The following is a 21,154-nucleotide window of genomic DNA, read 5'->3' as shown; positions in this document are numbered from 1 at the left end:
GCCACCCTCGCCCCCGGCCACCGGCCGGGGGTTCGTGCTTCCTGGAAGAGTTCACCGTGCCCACGTACGAGGCCCTGCCCCGCTTCGCCGCCGACCTCGGGTGTGAGTAGTTGCGGTACAGGAAGTGCCGTTGAGATTGATCATGGGTTTGGCCAGCGGCTTCCTGTGGCTGGGGACTACAGGGGGCGGACCCACGTGTGGCCGGCGGTGCGCTCGGCGTCGGGTGCGGTGGGCTTGCCCTGGCGTACGTCGTCGATGAGGTCGAGCACCCAGTTGTCCATCTCGGTCTTGACCTGGTCCCAGAGGGCTTCCGCTCGCGCCGTGTCCATTCCGGCGGGGCAGGTGACCGTTCCGGTGTCCGGGTCCCGCTGCATGCCGTGGGACCCGAGGCGGGTCCGGGCTTGGTCGCTCCGCTCGGACTCGATCATCGGCCAGTCGAACGTCTCGCGCGGGCCGAGGGCGAAGGTGTCGTCGTCGTACGCCGCGAGGACTTCGCGGAGCTGGCCCACGGTCAGAGCCTGGACGGCCGGGGTGTCGGGGTTCTTGGTCACGTGCTGGCCTCCAGCTGCTGGGGAACGGCCCCGGCTGCCCGCAGGTCGCGCAGGTCGGGGATGTGGTTGTAGAGGGTGCCCGGGGAGACGTTCAGGAGCTTGGCGATCGAGGTGATCGAGCGGCCCGGGTCGGGCAGCAGGTCGCGGGCGGCCTTGATGACTTCCTCGGTGGCGACGGTGGGGCGTCCGCCGACCCGGCCGCGGGCGCGGGCGGCGGCCAGGCCCTCGCGGGTGCCCTGGACGATGAGTTCGCGGATGAACTCCGCCAGGGCGGCGGAGACGTGGAAGACGAGCCGTCCGCCGGGGGTCGTCGTGTCGAGGCTCTCGTGCAGCGAGGTGAACCCGATCTCGCGCGTACGGAGTTGGGGTGCCTGTAAGAACCGTGCCACTAGCCGCAAATGACGACACTCCCTACGCTGCGTTTGACGGTATGCATCCGCCGAGACGGCTCGCGTGGGCCGCGCCGTGGGTGGCGGCGCCGCGGGCGGTGGAGCCCATCTCGTGCAGCGGGCGCTGCAGGACCTGGGCGGCGGCCTGAAGGCCGGCGATGGTCAGCCCCCACAACTTGCGGCCTTCCCGCGTCGATCCTTCCGAGACGGTCAGTCCGTGCAGGGCCAGGTCGAGGGCGGCGTTGCGGTGCGGCTTGGTGCGCCAGCCCGGATCACGACGGTGATGGTAGGTCAGGTGCGGGCGGGTCAGGGCTTGGACCTGCTCGCCGGTCGCGACCTTCATCACGCCCAGGACGCGGAGCACGTCCTCGCGCAGCGCGGTCGTCGACCCGTAGGGCCAGCACGTGTTCTTTCCTGCCATCGTCGACTCCCCGACGTTGCGCCGCATGATCAACCACCCAGCATGTCAGTCACCACCGACAACAATCCCGTCCCCTGTGAATGCGTGGTGTCGTGACTGTCAGCGGCGGCGGAACAGGCCACGGGGCCGCAACGTAAGCGGCAACGACAGGAGGGCCGGCCAGTATCCCGCGAACGCGCACCACTTCAACGGCGCGCCCCCCGGCCAGGAGGCAAGAGGGCTTGCCCGGCCCTCGCACGGCCTGCCCTGTGGTGGGCAAGCCGTGCGAGGGCAAGCACGGCTTGCGCCGGCTCGTGGGTCACTGTTCGGGGTATGGCCCAGGCAGTGACTCAGCCCGCCCCACATGGGCGCCTGGCAGGTTGCTCCCACAGGCGGCTGAACCGTTGCCCGGACCGGTGCGCCTTCGGTTGGACTGTAGGTTGTTCGGCCCACATTCGAGGAGCCGGCGTTTTCCCAGGTCAAACCCCCTGGGCAAGCCGTCTACTCACGCCGACACCTCTATTTGGGGCCTAAATAGAGGTTCATCGCCGCCAACGAGGTGCAGGTGTGTGGACCGGCCACGTCTTGGCTCGTCGCCGGCCGTTGAGACAAGCCCTTGGTTCATTCCAAAATTTTGGAATGGGCCGCGCGGGCCCTCCCCCGCTCTGCCTCAGCGGGCCGCACCGCTGCGCAGACTGCGTAGCAGCGGACCGGTACGCGGAACGAAAACGCGCACCAGTGGCCCCTGCAGGAAGTTCGAAAACGCGCACCAGTCGGCCAGCCAGCCGGATCTGCGCACTGCCTGCTGCGCAGACTGCGCAGCGCGCCCGGCAGCGGGTGGAAAAGGCGCACCAGTGGCCTGTACACGCAAGGCTGAAGGCGCACCAGCCGACCGGTGCGCAATGGTTGGCGCCGGTCACTGCGTAGTGTGTGCAGGGTCCGCTGGTGCGCCTTTTCCGTCCCGGCTCAAGGTCTGCGCACCACACCGGACAACAGGCGAAAAGACGTGCCAGTCACTGCGCACCGCAAATCAAAAGCGCTGCACAACGTCCACGGCACGCAGTGCGCAGCTGCACCAGGTCACGCGCGGCCCAACTGCGCACCCCGGCTGGTGCGCCTTTTCCGGCCTGACGTGGCGCTGCGCAGAAGGCCCACCAGTGCCCCTGCAAGCAGATCTGCCGCCCCGGCCGACGCCGACTGGACCTACCGTGCACGGTGCCATGCACAGCCCGAGGGCCAGGAGCCAGGCCAGCGTGTGGCTGCTTGCAGCGGCGGACCTGACGGTGGGAGCCGACTGTGCACGGCGGTGCCTTGCTCATTCATGCAGCCAGGCGCGGTGCGGGCCAGGCCGGCTCCCAGCTAGATTCCGTGCAAACCGCACCAGGGATCTACGCGATCCCCCAACGCGGTATGACCAATGTCCCCGAGAACCTCGCGTGCGCGTGAACTGGCTTCCGGTAACGAGTGGTACCGCCTTCCAGGGCTTCTTCCGCAACGGCTGCAGCCCTGCCCTGAGCTAAGGAGGGCGCCTTCCGGTTACAGGTCGTCCTCCTTTTTCCCTTCCTTCTCTTCGCTCAGATGATTCATGGCGAAGGGCCTCTCCTCCGGGTGAGTAGCCGTGCGGGCTAGTGCCCAGGCGGTGCGTGCATCTATGCCGGGTCCGTATGTGGCTGCCAGGCGCCGGGCGCGCCAAGTGGTCAGCGGTGCCAGCAGCCACCGGGTCAGCGGGAACGTGACGCGTTGGTGTCCTGCGGGGGTTTCATGGTTGGGGTTCACCTGTGCCTCCAGCAGGGCTGGTGTCCGGGGAGGCGCCAGCGGTCTGCTTGAGCGGGCAGTGGGCTTCGGGGCAGTGGGTGTGGTTGCAGGCTCGCAGGTTGGCCAGTGCGAGGCGTGCTTCGATGAGCGCCTGGTCGTCTTGGTCGGGGCTTCCGTAGAGGAAGCGGGCCAGGGCGTCGAGCGGGGTGTGAGCGTTACGTACATCGGTAAGGATGCCGAAGGTGGTGTCGCGATCCAGCCGACCCTCGTGTGCGGATCGGGCCCAACCGAGCAGAACCTGGTGTGCGTGGTCGCGTACGTCTGGCTGTCGTAATGTCTGCATCCAGCCGCTGATCAGGAAGTCCCGGATAGTGGGAGCTACCTGTGCGGCACTCATCAGGCTGTCCAGGACGCTGTGCGCGGGGTCGGTGAGCGCGAGGAAGGCCCGGGAGCCAGCGAGATGTGCGGGGTATTTCTCGAACCAGGTCTCGATCGTCTCCACGACTTGTTTGAGCCCGTCGGCGCTCTTTGCCGCGTGTGCGGTCAGGGCCGTTGCTGCGATGCGGGTGGCCTCGTCGTCGATCGACAGGATGTGCCGTAGTCGGACCAGCGCCATGTGGGGCCATCGCACGCCGTAGCGGCCCTCGCATGCCCACGCGACGACCTTCCGCTGAGGCACGTTCGGCTTTCTCGCCCAGTCCAGGAGCTGTTTGTGTGCGGTGCGGGCGAGCTCTTCGGTATCAGCGGCTCGAGCAATGAGCTTGGTGACGATACGGAGGCGCGCCTCGTCCGGGGAAGTGGTGATCCAGGTGTCCAGGATATTGAAGAAGGGGGGATCAGCCTCTGTGGTGGACAGGTCCAGGAGACGGGACCCGATCTGCTCGGCCCACGCCTTGGCAACCCCGCCGGGGCCGGTGATGCGGGCAAGCCAGTCTCTGGTTTCACCTCGTTCGTCGGCCCAGTGATGCCAGTCCATGCGGATGGCGGCGAGGGCGAGGTCGGGGCGGCTGTGGAAGGCGGCCGTGTCGTTGGAAGTGATGTCGACGCCGACGTCGCGCAGGCGGCGACGGGGACTGCGTCCTTCACGGTAACGGCGCGCGGGCGACTCCTCGCGGAGGCCGAAAACGGTGGCTGCCTTGATGCACAGTTCGAGGGGGGCGCCCTCGAGGTAGGCGGCGGCGAGCAGCATCACTCGGTCCTGCCCGCGAGTGCCCGTGCCGGTGAGCGTCTGCTCCAGGAAGTCCGTCCACAGCAGGACTTCCTCTCGGATCGCGCGGAGCTCCTTGAGTCCCCGCTCGTGTTCCGATGAGTCAGCCGTGTGGGTGTCTCGCAGTTCGACTGCTTTGGCCAGGCGGTCGGGGTCCACGTTGCTCAGACGCCCGGCAATCAGGCAAGCGTCGTTCGGGCTGACGCTGCGGTTGATGAGGTCAGACAGAACGCCGACGGTGCGATCGGGAGCGGCCTGGCGGATGAAGCCGCGTGCCGCGGTGCGCTGAGGGTCCTGTTGCAGCCACGCCGCTTGCGCGTGGCGGCCGGAGTGGGCCAGGTGGTTGCGGGCGACCTGCACAGCATCCGGCCGTACCGCCCCGATTTCGAAGCGGCCGTCGCCGCGCCAGTCGCGCTTGCTGCCGGTTACGACCAGGCAGCCGCCCGCCGTGTGAAGTTCTTCGGCCCACGTGATGAGTACGCCGGCAGCGGCCTCGGACAGGGGCCGCTTGGCCGCGTCGATCAGGTAACCGTGTCCGGCGATCGGCTCGGGCAGGACTTCCCGTTCTGGGACTTCGTCCTCGTCCCAGTCTGCTGCGAGGTCGAAAAGCTGGAGCGGTCTCGCCGGGGTCGAGAGGTGAGTGTGCAGAGCGCGGACTGCTGAGATGCGCCGCCCGGCGCCGCGTTCCCCCACGATGACGGCGAGACCGTGTGCAGCGAGCGCGTTCGCAGCCTGTTGTGGGGTGGGAGTGTGGGCCCAAAGCGGTTCCCGAGCCGCCTCCATTTCACCCCGCGGCACGGGGGTAGCGGGCAGTTTGCGCGTCCCCGTGATGTTGATGTTGCCCGTATTGGAGCCGCCGACCTGGACGGTAGGGCCGGTGTTGCCGAATGCAGACTGTTGAGGAGGGGGTGTGGCGGGGGGCGGAGGCAGGTCGGGCCCGTTCGACGTAGTCACCTTTTCTCCGTGTTCAGGCTGCCGGAGTTGTCCCTGCCGATCTGAATGACCGAGCCGGTGTTGTTCTCCGCTGTCTGATTCACTCCGGTCTGCGGCTCATCCGGCTTGCGGCGCGCCATTTCTGCCAGTTCCTCGGCTGCTTCGGGGAAGTCCTCCACCAGTGTCAGCAGCCGTCGGCTCCACCTGTCCTGCAGCACCGCGCGGTCCGACGTGGCTGCCTGTGCCTGATCGGCGGTGAGCCGGGCAAGCTGGCGTTCTTCCTCCTCTGCGCCCCCGTGCCGGAAAAGCCGGGCCGCCAGGGACCGCATCGATGCCCAGCTGTCCTTGGTCATCTCCGCGACCAGTGCAGTTGCGGCTGCACCCGCCATCACTACCAGTTGCGCCTGCTCAAGCATGGCCTTCACCCCGCTAAAGATCACTACGTGATTGAACGATCACTTTGTGCAAGGAGAAAGGGTCGCAGAGACGCCGATACGCGGGGACAGAGTCGGCGAGAATGACCAAAACCAGATGCCTTGCCGACGTCCACCCGCTGTCGTAGAGGGCCGGAGTTGTCACACCCCAGACAGAGACGCGGCTCTCAGCACCGGTGGAAACCATCGCCCGGGTGTCCACCCCGGCCGGCGCTGGCATGTGCGGAGTTTCTGGCGCTGCTGCGCTCATGGCGACGGCGCCGCATCCCGCTCTGCCAGACAGCGGAGCGCGGGCGACCCGACTGACATGCGACAGCAACCACCGCTAAAGCCTGCGCCCTTACGAGTTGGTGCGTGATAGCGGGGGGGCATGCTCTGCTGGTGAAGGGCACGGTGGATCGTTCAGTTCTGGCACATCCGTTGTTCACGGGGATCTCTTGGGCTCATTTGTCGTCTCTGACAGCGGATGGCCCAGCCATGGGTGGCAGAGGTCGAGCGCCGTCGGCACCAGATGTGGGGCAGTGAGAGAAGGCGAGCGCCGGGGGCTGGTGCCCGTCATCGGCTGGTGTTCGTGGACCGGGTGGTGGCCACGCTCATCCACTTGCGCCACGACCTGCCGCACGCGGTGCTGGCCTTGATGTACGGAGTGGACCGCTCCACTGTCACCCGGGCGGTGGGTGAGGTGCGTGGTCTCCTGGCGGGGCGGGGTTTCGCTGTCCCGGCCTGGACCGGCGTGCGCCTGCGGACGCTGGAGGACGTGTTCGCCTTCGCCCAGACCGAGGGCGTTCGACTGCGCACGAACACGACCGGCAGATCGTGTTCAGGGGCGGACAGGACGAGGTCGGCCTGCGCGCTGCCCCGGCCGGGTGCGGTTTCGCTGCCGGTGATCGGCAGTGGCACCTCGGTCCACATATTCTCCAACTGTCCCAGCCCTTCCGGGAGGGTTTCGACGACGGCCTGGTCCACGGCAGGCAGCAGCGCCGCCTGGTCCTCGTCGGGCTTGGGGCGCAGCAGGGCCTGGACGTGGCGTTAACGGCCATCGCGTGGACCGCGCCGTGCGAGGCGGCGCCGCGGGCGGCGGAGCCCATCTCGTGCAGCGGGCGCTGAAGGACCTGGGCGGCGGCCTGAAGGCCGGCGGTGGTCAGCCCCCACAGCTTGCGGCCCTCCCGCGTGAATCCTTCCGAGACGGTCAACCCGTGCAGGGCCAGGTCGAGGGCGGCGTTGCGGTGCGGCTTGGTACGCCGGCCCGGATCACGGCGGTGGCGGTAGGTCAGGTGCGGGCGGGTCAGCTCCTGGATCTGCTCGCAGGTCGCGACCTTCAGCACACCCAGGACCCGCAGCACGTCCTCACGCAGCGCGGTCGTCGACCCATACGGCCCGCGCGTGTTCTTCCCCGCCATCGGGCACTCCCCCAGTTCTTCCTGACGCATGATCAACCGCCCAGTCTGGCAGCGACCACCGACAACCCGCCCCAGACCCGAAACCCGCCCGGGACGACGCTACCCACGACACGCAGCGACCCATGCCCGGCGCACCCGGATGGCCGCCACCAGTGCACTTCAAGCCGGTGACCTTGGTCAGACCGGGGCTCTGAGAGCGGTGACACGGTTCTCGTACTCGTGGCGGGCCTTGCGCTCGGCAAAGGTCGTGGGGAATCCGTGGCCAGCGTCGAGTGGCTGGCAGCGGGCAAGGAACGAGCGTTGCATGGAGGGGACGGCGGTGACGCGCAGGGTGTAGCCCTGGCCCCGCCGTACAGTGTCCGGCGTTGCGGGCCGCCGCCCCCGGCCGCGACCCGCAGCAACCGCCCACGCGTCCAGCACAGCCCGACCGCCTACCGCCACCACGCTGAACCCGTCCCCCCACCGGCCCTGCACCATCGAACTGACCGAACTCGGCTACCGGCCACGGCCGATGGTGCGGCGGAGCGCTTCCAACGGGTAAGGAACCGTTCGGCTCTTCTGCTGGAATTGGCGGTAGAAGTCACCCATCACCGCGGCGGTCGGCGCGTGACGCATCAGGGTTTTCGCGATGCTCGCTGGAACATCTGAGGGAGGCTGGCCCGCCGCGCAGTCGCGGATGAACGTCCTGCGTTCGTCCGGGTTGTAGCCGTACAGAGCGACAGCCAGCCAGTTCACCAGATGCGTGACGGCGTAGGCCTGGTCGTAGACGCTGTGGTCGGCGAAGAAGCCGGCCTCGTCCGGTGCGAGTTCGAAACGGGAGGAGATCGCGAGGCCGTAGTCGGCGAAGAAGAGGCATCGGCCGTCGGTGAGGACGTTCTCAAAGTGGGCGTCGAAGTGGAGCAGCCCGCGGGCGTTCATGAACGCGATGCCGGCTTGAAGTTCCTTCTCCACCATCGCGCAGGCCCGTTCGGCTTCCTCGGCTCCGGCCTCGACCTGGGTGCCCAGCCAGTCGTGCAGATTCTGCGGGATGTATTCCTGGAACAGCACGATGCTCGCCGAGGAATCCCGCAGTCCCTCGAGTCGACCGCGGAACTCCGCGCCGCCTCCCCAGTAGGCCACTGCGCGTTCCACATCGGCCAGTTCCTCGTGAAGCGGCTGACCTGAGTCCGGCAGTATGCGCCAGTGATACAGCAGAGGGAAACCGTCGTAGTCCCCCGCGAGCACCCAGTTCGTCGTCATCGTGTGTACGGCCAGCTCACGCCAGGCCCCAAACCCTGGGCCGCCGATCCGGCCGACACCGTAGTGGCAGAAGACGGGCAGCCCGAACAGGTTCGCCGTTGAGTGCACGTTCAGCGGCTGTCGTTCCAGGTCGGTCAGCCGGATCTGCTTGACGAAAACCGGCGTTCCCTCGACCTCCAGCAGAACCGTCTGCCCGCCGATACCGGCACCAACAGGTGTGCCAGCGTCCACGACGCCACGCAGCTCCCGATCGCTGTCACGCGCCAACTGCGCGGAAACGACCGCATGAGCGGCCAGACGGGCTCCGCGGGACAGATCAGGACTCGTCACCAAGGCCTCCAGCCGGTCATCCGCCCTATGGGCAGGCAGCCAGAGCGAACATCCGGGCGGGATTTGCGGACCACACTCTCACGCCAGCGGTCACGGTAACCGCGACGCACCCCGTGCCATCAGCCCCCGTGCAACGGTCGTGGTGAGGCCGAGCGAAGACACACTGAGCACCCCTGCCACACCACCAGACCAGAACCCCCTCCCCCTTCAAGACCCCCCAGTGTGGCTGACCCACCAGAGGCGCTCCTACAAGGCCGGCCGGCTCGACCCGGAACGGGGCCGGGAACTGGACGGACTGGGCATGGTGTGGGCCCCGCGCGAGGACGCCTTCGCCGACGGCCTCGCCGCATAGGCGTGGGCGCAGGCGCACGGGCACTTCCTGCCGCCGGCCACCGCGGTCTGGAACGGATACCCGGTGGGGAAGTAGGCCAAGAACATGCGCGACGCCTCCCGCCTCGCAGACCGGATCGCGGCGCGCCGGCCGGCGAGTTGGCGGGTTCCGTCGGCCCCTCACCGCCTCACCGCCTCACCGCCTCACCGCCTCACCGCCTCACCGCCTCACCGCCTCACCGCCTCACCGGGAGCGAACGCGCACGACCGACGCCGACGCGAGCACGGAGACTGGCATACCGCCGCACAACGGCACCTGCTGAACCGCTTCCTCGGACAGCTCCACCACTGTCTCAAAGACCCAGCAGCCTTTCGACAAACAGCAGGCCTTCGCATCGCTCCTTCCAGCGCCTGAATGACCCGCCAACGCGACCGACTTCCTCGACGAGAACTACGGCACTTCGACAGAGCCACGCTGTCGAGCGCGAACTCAATCAGACGGCGTGACCGGAGCCCGCAGCCCGAGCCACTGATCAGCGTCCCAGGCCCGGAACCTCTCCGCTTCGGTGAACCCCAGCTTTGCCGCGAGGCGCATCGAACGGACGTTGGCGGTCTGGGTGGCGAGTACCACCAGCTCACCCGGAAGGATGTCTTCGAGCCAGCCCAGTGCCGCCGCGCACGCCTCGGCGGCATACCCGAATCCCCACGCCCGCGGCAGGAACAGGTAGCCGAGATCGACCTTCCCCACGGCAGTGGGGCAAAGGTGCTCCGTTGCTCTCCTGAGCAGGATCTGGCCGATCATCGCCCCTTCGAGATCGACGACGAAACTCCCGGGCCACCGCCCGGGCACCTCGGGCATCTCGCGCTCAAGCTCATCACGCGGACGGGGGCCACCGAGGTAGGTGTGCACCTTTGACGAGGCGTGCAGCTCGATGAACGCCGCACGGTCCCAGGCCTCGGGCTCACGCAGCACGAGCCTCTCGGTCTTGATCGGTGCAGGCGGCCACGCAACGGGTCCGAGATCATTCATGTTGGCCAGCCAATCAGCGGCCTCAGTGGTGATCAAGACGCGCGGTCCCTCTTGACTTCTCATCCCCCTGAGATGTCTTTGAGGGCCCGGACATGCGAGCCGTCCACGGAGCAGTCGCCCAGGTCCAGGACGCCGGCGCGACGAGGCTCGGTCAACAGGGCGACATGCAGGCGAGGCCAGACGCCGGCCTCGGTCCAGTCCCGCAGCCGACGCCAGGCCGTCACCCCGAGCAGCCCACCGCCTCGGCCGGGACATCGCGCCACGCGACACCGGTCCGCAGTACGAACAGGACGCCAGCCGCGGTCAGGAACACGCAGCCGTCCGGGATGCCGGCGGCGCCGTTCGCGAGCGGGCGGCATCAGCGGAGCCACCCGCTCCCACAGCCCGGTACGGAGGGAACCCGGCCTGCCCGGTTGCCTCGAAACGCGTCGGCCACATCACCTCAAGCGGCCCGCCATGTGGCTCACCGGGCGTCTACGTACTCCAGCCAGAAGTCCTCCAGCGCCGCCAACCCCGTTCTCGGCGCCCACCCGATGCGACGGCCGTGGGAACCCCGGTGCGGCAGTGGGCCGAGAAGAGCGAGACAGATCGACAGATGGTCAAGGTCGACTGAGACGAGCGACCAGATGATTCAGATCGACGGAGACTGGCTCACCTCCAGCGAGACACGACAGCACAGTTGTGCAACACGAGTCGGGAGATTCCTCCCCCGAAGCACGACGGTACTAAGGTAGCGCCATGACCGCTCCATACAGCTCCGATGATCGGGAAAAGGTAGTTGCCAAACTACCGACCGACATCCGCCGTGAACTCAAAGTGCGTGCCGCTGAGTGGACCACCGACATCCAGGACGCCGTGACGGAAGGCGTGACCTCCTGGATCGCCCTGGACAGCCACCCTGCCGTAGACACCAGCGGAGGGATGTCATTCGCGACGTACCTGCCCACCGGGTTGTACGAGCAGTTGAAGGTCGCGAGTAAGGCACGCAAGGTCTCCTATAACCAGGGCATGGCCCAGGCGATCAGGCACTGGCTGGACTCCCACCCTTCCCCACGGCCTGGGACGCCGCGGACCACGGGCGCTCGCCGCCTGGTCTTCGGCAACCAGAAGGGCGGCGTGGGTAAGACGGCAGTGTCCGCCGGGGTCGCCCAAGCGCTCGCGGAGACCGGCCAGAAGGTTCTCCTGATCGACTTCGACCCGCAGGGGCATCTGACCAAGCAGCTCGGGCACGAGCGACTGGAGATCGACTCGGTCAGCCTGGCCAAGCACATGCTCGACGAGAACAAGAACCGCGAGCTCAAAGACCTGTTCGTCCCGATAAAGGGCGGCGACTTCGAGGAGCGGCTGTGGCTGCTGCCCTCCTGCAAGGACGCCTTCCTGTTGGACGCCAAGTTGGCCACCACCCGAGCCGTCCGGATCAAGGAGACCGCCCTGGAGCGGGTGATGGAGGCGGTGGAGCAGGACTTCGACTTCATCGTCATCGACTGTCCCCCGAGCCTGGGCTATGCCATGGACACCGCCCTGTATTACGGACGGACCCGTGAGGGCGAAGAACCCGGCCAGTCCGGGATCGTCATCCCGGTTCAGGCGGAGGACACCTCGGGCGACGCCTACGACATGCTCGCCGAGCAGATGGACGACATGTGCGACGACCTGGACGTGACGATCGAGACGCTCGGCTTCGTCGTCAATCTCTACGACGCACGCAACGGGTACATCGCCACGTCGTCGCTGCAGTCCTGGCAGAGCATGGACGAGCCGGTCCTCGGCATTGTCCCCGAGCTGAAGGAGCAGCGCGAGGCCGTGCGCCGAAAGGAACCGCTGCTGGCGTATGAACCTGAATGTGAGCAGGCCCAGGTCCTGCGCGCGATCGCAAGGAGGATCAAGGGATGAGCGTCGCCGACAAGGTCGGAGCCCCCACGATCAGCCGGCGCCGGCGCAGCGACCGGGGCCAGGCCAAGGCCATCGCGGAAGGGACCATCCCGGACTACGAGCTGGTCAAACTTCGCCTTGAGCAGGTCTCCCCCACTCCCCTGAACCCACGCCGCAACTTCGGCTCCGACGAAGAGATGACGCGCTTCGGCGAGGAATTGCGGGAGGTGCAGCTCGCCGCATGCGTAGCTGTCACTCGTGACGCCTACCTGAAGCTGTGGCCGGAGCACGGGTCGAAGCTCAAGGACGATGCCGAGTACGTGCTCGTCAACGGCGAGCGCCGGTTCCGCAGCGCGGGCCATGTCGGGCTGGAGAAGCTCGACTTCGTCGTCCGGGACGAGCTGGCGTCTTCTCGCGAGGACTTCGTCGACCATCTCCTTGCGGAGAACCTGGACCGCGAAGACTTCGACGTGATCGAACGAGCCCGCGGTGTGGAACAGCTCGTCAACATCTGCGCGGAAGAAGGCGGCGAGAGGGGTGCCCGCAGCCGGGCCGCGAAGCGGCTGGGCAAGGACCGATCCTGGGTCACCAACCAGCTGGCCCTGCTGACCTTGCCGACGGAGATCCAGGCAAGGCTCAGCGCTGGTGAGATCTCGGAACGGGATGGCCGCACTCTGGCACGCCACCTCAAGGAGGATCCAAGCCAGGGGTCAGCCGAACTACTCGCGCACCTCGAGGTCGCCAAGCAGTCCGCGGAAAGGCAGAAGGCGGAAGAGCAGCGTCTTCTGGCTGCCGGGCGCGAGGCGCTGTCACAGGGCGCTTCTGGAGAGTTGTTGTCCGCGGACAACAACTCTCAGGAGCCGACCGGGCCCTCCACGGACTCCGGCTCCGCTTCCACGGGCGGCCCGGCACCGGCCTCCAGTTTGTTGTCCGCGGACAACAACCCCCCCACCGTCCCTGCTCCCTCGTCCCCGTCGGGCGCCGATCACATGGACTCGTCTGCAGACGCAGCAACCGAGCAGGTGGCCATCGACAGGCGCGACGGTGCCTCCGAGAACGTCCCCGTTCCTCGCAGGCAGCAGTCGGAGGCCACCAGCGCCAGCCCGCAGGTGACCACGGGCGTGAAGTTCCCGTACGACAATGCAGCCAAGGCCGCCGGCTTCCTGGACGAGCGTATGGACGACGAACAGTTCCTGAGGCTCGTGGACATCGTCAACGACATTGCCGAGCGGCGGCGAGCTACGGCCGCAGCAACCGCTAAGTAGCAATCCTCTATTAGAGTCGCAGAACGCCTGAAGGCCCGTGCCCTGCCAACAGCAGGCACGGGCCTTCCTGGTGCCAGCTGGCACAGGTGACCCGCTCTCCACCTCGGGCGCAACACCTCGGACGGATGTGAGCCCGCGGGTTTGTTGTCCGCGGACAACAAACCCAGAGAGCATCGGGAACGCAAGAAGGCCCGTGCCCCGCCTGCTGTCCCGTCTCAACGTACCGAGTCCACCGCACTTCGTCTCGACGGATCCAGTCGCCGCAGGCCGGAGCGCCGATATCCCGGGCCCGCTCAGGGAGTAGCTGTCTCCCCAGATGCGTACGGACGAACGTCCCCGGCTCTGGCCGCAGGCAGAGGCAACGGGACAGAGGATCTCGGTTGAGCTCGATGACCCGAGCAGGGACACTCACGTGATCAGCTCCAGCACATCATTTGAACCGATCGAGCGAGGGTGGGACGAGCCCTGGTATCGGGTCCGCATGGAGAACGTCCAGGTGTCGCTCCTGCCTAGCAACGGCGAGGACTTGGACGAGGTCTGCAACGTCGATGTCTTCGTGACTCTGAAGGACGGATCCTGTTGGACCGCGACCGTGTTCACCGTCGCGGAAGTCGAGCGCCTGATGAAGCTCTGGACAGGGACCGATGAGGCCCTCGGGGACCGGTATTTCTGGGTCTCGGATGGCCTGATCGTCAGGGATCCCGGCATCGACAGCATGACCGGCGTGATCGCCGGCCTGATCGAGAACGGCGAGTTCTCCGAGATTTTTCAACGGGTGATCAACGACTGATCGAAGTGCTCGGCCGCCGGAAGCGTCGTGGATGGTCAGGCGACGTCGTTCTCGCGCTCGATAGCCTTGAGGCGGTTCTTGAGCCGGTAGCTGGGGGCGTTGTTGCTGTTCCAGGACCACCGTCGACCGCCTCCCGTCGCCTCTCACCGACCAAGCAGCAGGTCTCAACGCACACAGCTGGCCCTCTTCATCCGTACGCGGGTGGGGACGTTCACCACGTGTACGCCGACAACACCCACCGGCAAGCCAGCCAGGACAGCCCATGAACCCGGTCAGCCTCCAAGTGCACCTGCGTGAGATCGGCGTCCCTCCGCAGCGCGGCAGGACCTCGGCGGTCCGGAAGGCGGCGCACGGCGGGGCTGTCCTACTCGGCCGGCGGACGGAGCATCGGTTCGAAGGCCGCGTCCCCCTCACCCTCGACCGACGGGAGGAAGCCGTCAGGGACGGTGCGGGCGGCCGTGGTGAGGAGGCGGGCCAGGACCTCGGCCTCGGTGGCCGGGGGGAGGCGGAGGGCGGCGAGGAGGCGGTCGCGGACCTCGGGGTGGTCCGGGTTGTCCTCAAGGTAATCGGCGTTGAGCGCGGGGGGACGGAAGCCGGCCAGGGCGTCGTGCCAGGGAGGGAGGACGATGGCCAGGGTCAGGGCCTCCGCGAGGGACTCCGCAATGAGGGAAGCCTGACCCTCGGAGTCGGTGTAGAGGACAGGGCGGACGCGGTCGGAGCCGGCAGGGCCGCAGAGGTAGTGGGTGCCTCCCGCGTTGCAGCCGGCCACGGGCTCCACCGGGAGACCGGCCGGCAGGGCGATCGACTCGATGGGGTCAGTCCGCGTGAGATCGAACTCGCCGTCGCAGGCGAGGTACGCCTCGACCTCGGGGTCGGCGGCGATCCGGCGGAGCAGGGCCTCGTCGGAGAGCGCGGCCGGGTTGAGGCCGCGGGCGGCTTCGAGGGTCAGGGGGTGGCCCGCGAGGACGTGGCGGACGGTGTCGAGGGGGACGGGCCGCCCGTAGTCCTCCTCGAAGTACGCCTGGACGGCCTCGGGGGAGCGGTCGGTGAGGAGGCGGAAGAGGTGCCCGGAGCCGTCCGGGTCCGGGCTGCCCGAGGGGAACTCGATGCCCGAGCCGGTGCGCCAGGCGCTGCCGCCGGCCTCCCACCACAGGCAGGCGGTGACCCGCGGGGCGCCGAGGCCCTCGTCGACAAAGGCCGGATCGTCCAGGAGCGGGCGCAGCGCGGCGGGCACCTCGTCGATGACACCGGGCCAGACCTGTTCGTCGTTCGTGCCGTACGGGCTCATCTCCGACTCGTGGTCGAAGCCGCGGACGAGCACACCGGCCGGGGTGAATAGGACGGAGAAGTCGTCACCCGAGCCGTTGTCCATCAGGGCCGCTTCCGTCCCAGGCCCCCAGGTGGTGGAGAAGGAGTAGCGGGAGAACCGCGGGTCGCGGCAGATCGCCTGGTCCAGCACGGCCAGCGCGCGCAGGTGCGCGCGGAGCTCGGCGGGGTCCGGGAGGAGAGCGGCGGTCGTGTGCACGGTGTCCATGGGCTCATGTAAGCAGCCGGCACTGACATCCAGGGCGGCGGTTCGCTCACACCCGCTCTCTCACTCAGGGAACGAAAAGCCCAGCTCACGCAGGCGGGGCAAGCACGCTGCGAAGCATTGCTCCACAGACGCGGCATCGGTTCGCACAAGGACGTCCTCGCGCAACGGCGCTCCACTGGCGACGAAGGTCCAAGGCTTGCCCCCCTCTGCCATCCGCTCAGCGTCGGCCTTGAACAGCACCGTTACGCCCTGTTCAACCAGTGCTTCCATAATCGCGACGACGTCCACCGGCACTCTCCTCTCCCGAAGCGCTTCGAACGCGCGATCGGACGACCATATTCGCTCCGGGTCGGACCTTAGACACCGCCCGCATGACCCAAAGTGACCGATCGGCCCTTTGAGCTGAATGCGCGACACCTCACCATCGAGCTCACCAGTCCCGAGGCCGTGCAGGGCGGCTACTTCACCTCAACACGCTGAACTTGACAGAGAAGTCGTCACTGACCAGGGCCCTGAACCTGTCGAGCTCCAGAACCTCTGTGGCGGGCCAGGTCCGCGCCCACGTCGACTTGCCCGACCCGGCCGCGCCGATCAGAACCGCTAGCGACGGGTCGGGGATCGTCGTGTCGACGGGCAGAGCGTTGTCCAGGTGGAAGGTCTTCATTCGGCTTCTCCCTGCGGGTCGAGAGCAAGGGCGGCGTAGTAGGTCTGGAGGCCAGCGTTGTCGGTGATGAGCGCGGCGGCCGCGTGCAGCGGGCAGGACATCTCGGGGGCGTGGTCGTCGCCGGGCCGGGTGTGCGCGCGTTCCACGAACGGGCCGACCCGTTCCTGGGAGTCGCCGGGCGTCCAGGGCTGCGGGTTGCGTACGGCGGCGAGCATCGCGCGGAACTGGTCGACGACGGCCTGGTCCTCGGGGGAGAGGGCACCGGGAGCGGTCCCGCAGCGGCGGAAGGTGGGGCGCTTCATCGGGTGGGCTCCTGTTCGGGGTTGCGGTTGGCCGTCGACGGGGCCAGGCTCAGGTAGCGGGCGGCGGTGTTCACGAACTGGTCGTGCGCGACCTTCGCGGCCTCGCGGGCGGCGGTCAGGTCCTCGGTGGTGGCGTACGCGTCCCGGATCGCGTACGTGAGCGTGATCATGCGGTCGGCGGCGGCGCGCACGGCCTGGTCCTCGAAGAGGACGCGGAGCGCGACCTGGGGGCGGGTGACCGCGCTGCGGGTCAGGTGGCTCTCGCCGCGCAGGGCTTCGAGCCGCTTGGGGCCGGCGCCCTTGAGGACGGCGTCGCCGCGCCTCCACATCGTCGTGCGGTGGTCGCTGGCGGCGCAGGCGAGCGCGGTGACGGCCTCCAGGCGGTCGCGTCGGATTGCCTCGCCGTGGCTGACGCGCACCTGCCGTTCGGCGGCGCGCTCCTGGAAGTGGCCGCTGACGATCGCGCCCAGCAGGGTGGCAACGATCGCGAGGGCGGCGGTGATCAGGGTGGCTAACAAGTGGGGTCTCCTCTGGTGTGCTGGGGAGGGGAGAGAACGGGGAAGCGCCGCGCCCCGGCCTTCCGGTCGGGGCGCGGCGCTTGGTGTCGCGTGGCGGTGTCTCAGGAGGTTGTGGCCGCGCGGAGGATGTCGGCGTGGTCGAATGCGAGTCGTTCCGGCAGCGCGTCCAGGGGCCACCAGCGGGCGGTGCGGGCGTCGTCCCCGGCGGCAATCCGGGTGTCGGCGGGGACGACGGCGAGGTAGGCGTCGGTGCTGTACCTGCCGCGCGGGTCGCGGCCCGGCTGGTTCCAGGTGCCGATCTCGCGCAGCTGGTTGGGGTCGACGCGGACCCCGGTCTCCTCCAGGAGTTCCCGGGCGGCCGCCATGCGGCTGGTCTCCCCCTCGTCCTGGTGGCCTCCCGGCAAGGCCCAGGCGCCCTCGAACGGCGGCCAGTCGCGCTCGATCAGCAGGACGTTGCCGTCGGGAGTCAGGGCGACCACGTCGGCGGTGTAGCGAGTGGTCTCGGTCTCGGTCATGTGTGCCTCTCGGTGAAGTGGTGGATCAGTGGGTGGTGTCGGTGACCACGAGGAACTGGTCGGTGCGCAGGTCCATCACGACGTGTGCGTCGAGGCCCTGATCGCGCTGGGCGGCGGCGTATTCGTCGGCGGGCCAGGAGCTGCGGGGGTGGCCGACGGGGAAGCGCTCCAGGACGGTGCGGGCGGGCGCGGTGGTGACCATCAGGCGTCACCGCCGTTCACGCGCTGGTCGGTGTCGATGAGGGTGGCGATGGCGTCGGGGTTGTCGGCCAGGCCGGCCCACCGGCCGCTCGCGGTAAAGACGGGGACCTGGCCACTCTCTCCGTCGAAAATGACGACGTAGTCGGCGTACCGGTCGAGGACCATGTCGCTCAGGACCGGGATGAGTCCGGTGTCCAGGACCTCCAGGATGCCGACGGTGAGCCGGGCGCTCTTCCCGGCTGCCGGAGGCTGGGCCAGAGTGCCGGTGACGCGCAGCAGGTCTCCGGGCTGTATGCCGTTCAGGAGCTCGCGGGTGATCCGGGGGTCGTCGCTGGTGCAGGTGATGACGGTGTCGGGGGTGTCGTCGACGACGACGTTGGCGACGGGTACGGCGTCGATGTCGAGGTCGGCGGGTTGGATGATCAGGTCGAAGGCGGCGGTGCCGTTCGGCCCGGGGGCGGGTATCGCGTCGACCCAGCCGTCGACGGTGCAGTGCTGGGTGTGCATCAGCGGGCCTCCGCCAGGGTGTCGGTGGGGCCGGGAGCGTGGGTGGTGAGTTGGGTGAGGGCTTGTTGCAGCAGCTCGCGGTTGTGCTGTTGCCGGTCGGGGGTGAGCGGCTCGCGCCAGGGCTGGTAGGGGTGGGACCAAAGGGGGTGCACCTGCGGGACCGGGCTGGAGTCGGGTTCCGGCGGGCGCGTGGCGCGTTGGCGGGCGCGTGCGTCGGCTCGGGCGATGACGTTGACCCAGTCGGGCCCGAGGCGATCCTCCAGGCGGTGGCGCAGCTGAGTGCGCTGGCGGGGTGTGGTGGCCGCCCATATGCCGATGCGGATGAGGTCGGCGTGGGCCAGGGCCCACTTCAGGCAGTCGGCCGCGATGGGGCAGGTGGAGCAGGCCTGTTTGGCCCGCTCGATGTCCTTGCGCGCGGCCGGGTTGTCGGTCCGTTCGTGGGCGAACCAGACCGGGTTGGTGCGGCAGGCCAGGGGCGTGGTGGAGTGCGGGAAGGGGATGCGCGGGGCGTTGTGGGATGTCATCGGGTCACCGCCCTGCGGCGGGCGCTAGCGGTCAGGCGGGTGCGCAGGGCGGCCGGGATCGTCCTGCGCTGGCGGGCCAGGGCGCGCGCGGTGGTGCGGGCACGGGCCAGTTCGCAGGGCCGGCACGGGTCCTCGCCGCGGGCCTCGTAGCAGTCGTGGCCCTCACAAGTGCCGTGCGGGGCGGTGACGTTGTGCCGGGCGGCCAGCCGGTACAGGGCGCCGAGGTCGATGTCGGTGCGGGTGTGGATGGTGCGCTGGGTGTAGCCGTCGCGCAGCAGAGTCAGGGCGACGGCCTCGCCGGCGGTGAGCGCCGACGGACCGGTGATGGCGGAGGTCGCCATAGTTGGGTTCCTTCCGTGCATACGCAGGGGCGGGCACCGGCCGGTGGCCGGTGCCCGCGAAAAACGGGGGAGGGGTCAGGCGTGGGTGTTGTCGCGCCGGCGCTTGGCCTGGACGTCGGAGGCGAACCGCCCGAGACGGGCCTCGACAGGGTTCGCCGCGATCCACCCTTCGGCGCAGGTCTTGTGCACCGCCTCATTGGCGTGGGAGCGCATCGGCGTCGGCCTGTCGCACAACACGCAGGGGCGGTCCTGCCAGTGGTCGAAGTGCCGGCTGTCGCGTCATTCCAGGAGCGCGCCGGGAGCCGGGATCAGGCCCGGCTCGAACGACGGCTTCTTCATGCTCCGGCTGGTCACGGCCGGAAGTCGGGCAGCTGCTGGAGCACCTGGGCAACCAGGTCCTTGCTGGGCTTCCAGGGCCCGAGCCGACCGCGGACGGGGACCGGCAGCGCGAGCTCCTGGACATCGGCGAGCTCCAGGTGCCACTGGCCGGGCTCCGACCATGGCCCGCAGGGCGGCGCCCCGTCCGGGTCCTGGTGGCAACCGGTCAGCCGGGCGACACCGATCACGGCGCCGGTCGGCAGGTCGCGGCCGCGGATCGCGCGGGCGACCAGCGGCAGGCGCAGGGCAGGCCGGTCGGTCTGGACACCGGCGTGCAACAGGAGCCAGCCGCGCCAAAACCAGGGTTGCGGGCGGTTCTCGATCGGCTTGGCCCCGGCGGCGATGGCGGTGGCCCACGGCTGCCGGATGCTGATGCCGCGGATCCAGTCGCCCGCCGGCGAAAGGGGTCCAGTGCTCATGCCGCTCGCCCCCACACGGCCGTGCCCGGACGCCCGGCACGACGGCCGTTGACCGTCGCCACCGTGGTGTGCGCGGGCGATGCGACGACCGCACGACCCGAGTGCTTGCCGCCGTACAGCGCGGCGTCGGCGGCCCGTTGCAACAGGCTCAGGTCGTGGGAGCCGACCGAGGCCGGGGTCGCGGCGCCAACCGAGGCGGCCACGTCGACGGCGCGCCCGTCCTCGAGGACGACGGGCGTGTGCAGCATGCGGACCAACTGCGCGAGGCGCTGCTCCAGTCGGCTGGCGGGCAGCTCCAGGACGACGCCGAACTCATCGCCTCCGAGCCGGCCGATGGACGCGCGCGGGCCCGCCCACGCGGTGAGGCGGACTCCGAACGCGGCGAGGACCGTGTCCCCGGCCTCGTGGCCCATGCCGTCATTGATCTGCTTGAAATGGTCGGCGTCGACCATGACCACGGTCACCTTGTCGCCGTGGCGGGCCAGGAGCCGGCGGCCGCGGGCGGTATAGGCGTCACGGCGCAACAGGCCGGTCAGCGGGTCCCTGTCCTTAGCGGCGTTCTGCTTGATCAGTACGGTCGCGTGGACCGCCCAGCCGGTCAGAGGGAGAGCGGCGGTCGTCAGTAAGAGCGTGCGCTGCCCGATCCGGGCCTGAAAGCGCAGGAGGGAGGACATACTTGGGTTCTCCGTCTCGTCTCGTACGGATGGATGGGCCCGGGGCAGTCGTCAGCCGGTCAAGCAGGGCGGCTGTCCCGGGGCGGAGCTACTGCGTACTAGGACGCCGTCGGCGGGATTCGCCTGCTGCCTACGGGGCCTGGGTGGCGAGGGTGTCGTCGATGACGATCTCGGGGGCCGGGTCGGCGCTGGAGCGTGCCTTTGTGGCCTTGTCGATCGCGGTAGTGAGGGCGTCGTAGACGCGGCCGGAGACAGCTTCTTGATCGGGCCGCTGGGCGCCGTCCCAGCCGGGGTGGGCGTCGCGGTCCAGCTGGTTGTAGTAGGTGACGAGCTGGGCGCCGGTGAGGGTGACGCGGACCATGCCCCGCCTGCCTCGTTCACCGTCGGCGGGCGTCGTGGTCACCTTCTTCAGGTCGTCGGGGCGGGTGTCCGTCCACATGTCCTTGTTGCAGACGATGGACACAGGTCCGATACCGGCGGCCTTCTTCGTCCGGCTCTCGTGGTGGGCGGGGGACTGGGTGCCCGCCCCGCACGCGGTGAGCGTCACCGCGAGGATCAGGGCAGCGACGGTGACAGGGGCGGTGCGGCGTATGGGGTGCACGGAGTGATGCCTCCAGAAGTCCGGGTCACGAGGGCGGGTGCGAGCTGGAGT

General features: G+C 68.8%; 24 protein-coding genes and 4 pseudogenes. 6 read left to right on the top strand and 22 right to left on the bottom strand.

Annotated elements, in window-relative coordinates; all coding sequences use genetic code 11:
• Positions 1-176: 176 nt before the first annotated feature.
• From ABZY33_RS22160 to ABZY33_RS22140, 5 genes are all read right to left on the bottom strand, one after another.
• The gene (locus ABZY33_RS22160; protein WP_356493341.1) at positions 177-551 is read right to left on the bottom strand and encodes a hypothetical protein; all 375 of its coding nucleotides are present in this window, start codon (positions 549-551) and stop codon (positions 177-179) included.
• A complete protein-coding gene (locus ABZY33_RS22155) occupies positions 548-940 on the bottom strand; it encodes a recombinase family protein (RefSeq protein ID WP_356493340.1) in 393 nt (130 codons plus the stop codon). Before ABZY33_RS22155 ends, ABZY33_RS22160 begins: the two co-directional genes overlap by 4 nt.
• Positions 941-962: 22 nt before the next feature.
• Positions 963-1,361, bottom strand: coding sequence for a hypothetical protein (locus ABZY33_RS22150; RefSeq protein ID WP_356493339.1), 399 nt, complete (start codon positions 1,359-1,361; stop codon positions 963-965).
• A 1,738-nt stretch (positions 1,362-3,099) separates the two neighbouring features.
• Entirely contained in the window at positions 3,100-5,256 is a 2,157-nt protein-coding gene (locus ABZY33_RS22145; RefSeq protein WP_356493338.1) for a hypothetical protein, read from the bottom strand.
• Positions 5,253-5,651 (bottom strand): hypothetical protein, encoded by a 399-nt coding sequence (locus ABZY33_RS22140; protein WP_356493337.1) that lies wholly within the window; start codon positions 5,649-5,651, stop codon positions 5,253-5,255. Before ABZY33_RS22140 ends, ABZY33_RS22145 begins: the two co-directional genes overlap by 4 nt.
• A 399-nt stretch (positions 5,652-6,050) precedes the next feature.
• Between ABZY33_RS22140 and ABZY33_RS22135 the strand changes: the two are divergent.
• Positions 6,051-6,480: pseudogene (locus ABZY33_RS22135) on the top strand (transposase family protein); the annotation flags it as partial.
• A 1,084-nt stretch (positions 6,481-7,564) separates the two neighbouring features.
• Here the strand turns inward: ABZY33_RS22135 and ABZY33_RS22130 are convergent.
• Complete coding sequence (locus ABZY33_RS22130; protein WP_356493336.1) at positions 7,565-8,638, bottom strand: protein kinase family protein; 1,074 nt, start codon at positions 8,636-8,638, stop codon at positions 7,565-7,567.
• Between the two features lie 220 nt (positions 8,639-8,858).
• Between ABZY33_RS22130 and ABZY33_RS22125 the strand changes: the two genes are divergently transcribed.
• Together ABZY33_RS22125 and ABZY33_RS22120 are read left to right on the top strand one after the other, a co-directional pair.
• Positions 8,859-8,990 carry a helicase associated domain-containing protein gene (locus tag ABZY33_RS22125; RefSeq protein WP_356493335.1) on the top strand — a complete coding sequence of 44 codons (132 nt, stop codon included), beginning with the start codon at positions 8,859-8,861 and terminating at the stop codon, positions 8,988-8,990.
• Between the two features lie 219 nt (positions 8,991-9,209).
• Positions 9,210-9,387: pseudogene (locus ABZY33_RS22120) on the top strand (IS110 family transposase); the annotation flags it as partial.
• Between the two features lie 71 nt (positions 9,388-9,458).
• On the opposite strand, the gene ABZY33_RS22115 reads toward ABZY33_RS22120, so the two are convergent.
• Together ABZY33_RS22115 and ABZY33_RS22110 are read right to left on the bottom strand one after the other, a co-directional pair.
• On the bottom strand, positions 9,459-9,998 hold the full coding sequence (locus ABZY33_RS22115; protein WP_356493347.1) for a GNAT family N-acetyltransferase: 540 nt from the start codon (positions 9,996-9,998) through the stop codon (positions 9,459-9,461).
• Positions 9,999-10,075: 77 nt separating this feature from the next.
• A pseudogene (locus ABZY33_RS22110) lies at positions 10,076-10,357 on the bottom strand (transposase); the annotation flags it as partial.
• 379 nt (positions 10,358-10,736) lie between these two features.
• On the opposite strand from ABZY33_RS22110, the gene ABZY33_RS22105 reads away from it, so the two are divergent.
• The 3 genes from ABZY33_RS22105 to ABZY33_RS22095 all read left to right on the top strand — a co-directional run bounded on the left by ABZY33_RS22105 (position 10,737) and on the right by ABZY33_RS22095 (position 13,925).
• Positions 10,737-11,891, top strand: coding sequence for a ParA family protein (locus ABZY33_RS22105; protein WP_356493334.1), 1,155 nt, complete (start codon positions 10,737-10,739; stop codon positions 11,889-11,891).
• Positions 11,888-13,135: a ParB/RepB/Spo0J family partition protein gene (locus ABZY33_RS22100; protein ID WP_356493333.1), complete on the top strand. Its 1,248-nt coding sequence runs from the start codon at positions 11,888-11,890 to the stop codon at positions 13,133-13,135. Before ABZY33_RS22105 ends, ABZY33_RS22100 begins: the two co-directional genes overlap by 4 nt.
• Before the next feature lie 415 nt (positions 13,136-13,550).
• Positions 13,551-13,925, top strand: coding sequence for a hypothetical protein (locus ABZY33_RS22095; protein WP_356493346.1), 375 nt, complete (start codon positions 13,551-13,553; stop codon positions 13,923-13,925).
• Between the two features lie 364 nt (positions 13,926-14,289).
• On the opposite strand, the gene ABZY33_RS22090 is transcribed toward ABZY33_RS22095, so the two are convergent.
• The 14 genes and pseudogenes from ABZY33_RS22090 to ABZY33_RS22025 form a co-directional block, all read right to left on the bottom strand.
• Complete coding sequence (locus tag ABZY33_RS22090; protein WP_356493332.1) at positions 14,290-15,459, bottom strand: hypothetical protein; 1,170 nt, start codon at positions 15,457-15,459, stop codon at positions 14,290-14,292.
• A 60-nt stretch (positions 15,460-15,519) separates the two neighbouring features.
• Complete coding sequence (locus ABZY33_RS22085) at positions 15,520-15,747, bottom strand: hypothetical protein (protein WP_356493331.1); 228 nt, start codon at positions 15,745-15,747, stop codon at positions 15,520-15,522.
• Positions 15,748-15,952: 205 nt separating this feature from the next.
• Positions 15,953-16,123 (bottom strand): annotated as a pseudogene (locus ABZY33_RS22080) (ATP/GTP-binding protein); the annotation flags it as partial.
• The gene (locus tag ABZY33_RS22075; RefSeq protein ID WP_356493330.1) at positions 16,120-16,425 is read right to left on the bottom strand and encodes a hypothetical protein; all 306 of its coding nucleotides are present in this window, start codon (positions 16,423-16,425) and stop codon (positions 16,120-16,122) included. The pseudogene ABZY33_RS22080 and the gene ABZY33_RS22075, both read right to left, overlap by 4 nt.
• A complete protein-coding gene (locus tag ABZY33_RS22070; protein ID WP_356493329.1) occupies positions 16,422-16,943 on the bottom strand; it encodes a hypothetical protein in 522 nt (173 codons plus the stop codon). The genes ABZY33_RS22075 and ABZY33_RS22070 overlap by 4 nt, the downstream gene beginning before the upstream one ends.
• A 101-nt stretch (positions 16,944-17,044) precedes the next feature.
• Positions 17,045-17,458: an NUDIX hydrolase gene (locus ABZY33_RS22065; protein ID WP_356493328.1), complete on the bottom strand. Its 414-nt coding sequence runs from the start codon at positions 17,456-17,458 to the stop codon at positions 17,045-17,047.
• Between the two features lie 25 nt (positions 17,459-17,483).
• Complete coding sequence (locus ABZY33_RS22060; RefSeq protein WP_356493327.1) at positions 17,484-17,660, bottom strand: hypothetical protein; 177 nt, start codon at positions 17,658-17,660, stop codon at positions 17,484-17,486.
• Positions 17,660-18,166 (bottom strand): hypothetical protein, encoded by a 507-nt coding sequence (locus tag ABZY33_RS22055; RefSeq protein ID WP_356493326.1) that lies wholly within the window; start codon positions 18,164-18,166, stop codon positions 17,660-17,662. Before ABZY33_RS22055 ends, ABZY33_RS22060 begins: the two co-directional genes overlap by 1 nt.
• Entirely contained in the window at positions 18,166-18,690 is a 525-nt protein-coding gene (locus tag ABZY33_RS22050) for a WhiB family transcriptional regulator (RefSeq protein WP_356493325.1), read from the bottom strand. The genes ABZY33_RS22055 and ABZY33_RS22050 overlap by 1 nt, the downstream gene beginning before the upstream one ends.
• Positions 18,687-19,031, bottom strand: coding sequence for a hypothetical protein (locus tag ABZY33_RS22045; RefSeq protein ID WP_356493324.1), 345 nt, complete (start codon positions 19,029-19,031; stop codon positions 18,687-18,689). Before ABZY33_RS22045 ends, ABZY33_RS22050 begins: the two co-directional genes overlap by 4 nt.
• 75 nt (positions 19,032-19,106) lie before the next feature.
• Positions 19,107-19,268 carry a hypothetical protein gene (locus ABZY33_RS22040; RefSeq protein ID WP_356493323.1) on the bottom strand — a complete coding sequence of 54 codons (162 nt, stop codon included), beginning with the start codon at positions 19,266-19,268 and terminating at the stop codon, positions 19,107-19,109.
• Positions 19,269-19,381: 113 nt separating this feature from the next.
• The gene (locus tag ABZY33_RS22035) at positions 19,382-19,828 is read right to left on the bottom strand and encodes a hypothetical protein (protein WP_356493322.1); all 447 of its coding nucleotides are present in this window, start codon (positions 19,826-19,828) and stop codon (positions 19,382-19,384) included.
• The gene (locus ABZY33_RS22030) at positions 19,825-20,502 is read right to left on the bottom strand and encodes a GGDEF domain-containing protein (RefSeq protein ID WP_356493321.1); all 678 of its coding nucleotides are present in this window, start codon (positions 20,500-20,502) and stop codon (positions 19,825-19,827) included. Before ABZY33_RS22030 ends, ABZY33_RS22035 begins: the two co-directional genes overlap by 4 nt.
• 130 nt (positions 20,503-20,632) lie before the next feature.
• On the bottom strand, positions 20,633-21,103 hold the full coding sequence (locus ABZY33_RS22025; RefSeq protein WP_356493320.1) for a hypothetical protein: 471 nt from the start codon (positions 21,101-21,103) through the stop codon (positions 20,633-20,635).
• Positions 21,104-21,154 lie beyond the last annotated feature (51 nt).

The sequence above is a fragment of the Streptomyces sp. NPDC006552 genome (assembly GCF_040611655.1).
Taxonomy (GTDB): Bacteria; Actinomycetota; Actinomycetes; order Streptomycetales; family Streptomycetaceae; genus Streptomyces.
This window is presented reverse-complemented; position numbering and strand designations above follow the sequence as displayed.

Bases quoted from the DNA above. Each gene is read 5' to 3' on its own strand.
- ABZY33_RS22150 (WP_356493339.1), bottom strand. From the start codon at position 1,361: ATGGCAGGAAAGAACACGTGCTGGCCCTACGGGTCGACGACCGCGCTG.
- ABZY33_RS22140 (WP_356493337.1), bottom strand. From the start codon at position 5,651: ATGCTTGAGCAGGCGCAACTGGTAGTGATGGCGGGTGCAGCCGCAACT.
- ABZY33_RS22115 (WP_356493347.1), bottom strand. From the start codon at position 9,998: ATGAATGATCTCGGACCCGTTGCGTGGCCGCCTGCACCGATCAAGACC.
- ABZY33_RS22105 (WP_356493334.1), top strand. From the start codon at position 10,737: ATGACCGCTCCATACAGCTCCGATGATCGGGAAAAGGTAGTTGCCAAA.
- ABZY33_RS22100 (WP_356493333.1), top strand. From the start codon at position 11,888: ATGAGCGTCGCCGACAAGGTCGGAGCCCCCACGATCAGCCGGCGCCGG.
- ABZY33_RS22090 (WP_356493332.1), bottom strand. From the start codon at position 15,459: ATGGACACCGTGCACACGACCGCCGCTCTCCTCCCGGACCCCGCCGAG.
- ABZY33_RS22075 (WP_356493330.1), bottom strand. From the start codon at position 16,425: ATGAAGCGCCCCACCTTCCGCCGCTGCGGGACCGCTCCCGGTGCCCTC.
- ABZY33_RS22065 (WP_356493328.1), bottom strand. From the start codon at position 17,458: ATGACCGAGACCGAGACCACTCGCTACACCGCCGACGTGGTCGCCCTG.
- ABZY33_RS22060 (WP_356493327.1), bottom strand. From the start codon at position 17,660: ATGGTCACCACCGCGCCCGCCCGCACCGTCCTGGAGCGCTTCCCCGTC.
- ABZY33_RS22055 (WP_356493326.1), bottom strand. From the start codon at position 18,166: ATGCACACCCAGCACTGCACCGTCGACGGCTGGGTCGACGCGATACCC.
- ABZY33_RS22050 (WP_356493325.1), bottom strand. From the start codon at position 18,690: ATGACATCCCACAACGCCCCGCGCATCCCCTTCCCGCACTCCACCACG.
- ABZY33_RS22045 (WP_356493324.1), bottom strand. From the start codon at position 19,031: ATGGCGACCTCCGCCATCACCGGTCCGTCGGCGCTCACCGCCGGCGAG.
- ABZY33_RS22035 (WP_356493322.1), bottom strand. From the start codon at position 19,828: ATGAGCACTGGACCCCTTTCGCCGGCGGGCGACTGGATCCGCGGCATC.
- ABZY33_RS22030 (WP_356493321.1), bottom strand. From the start codon at position 20,502: ATGTCCTCCCTCCTGCGCTTTCAGGCCCGGATCGGGCAGCGCACGCTC.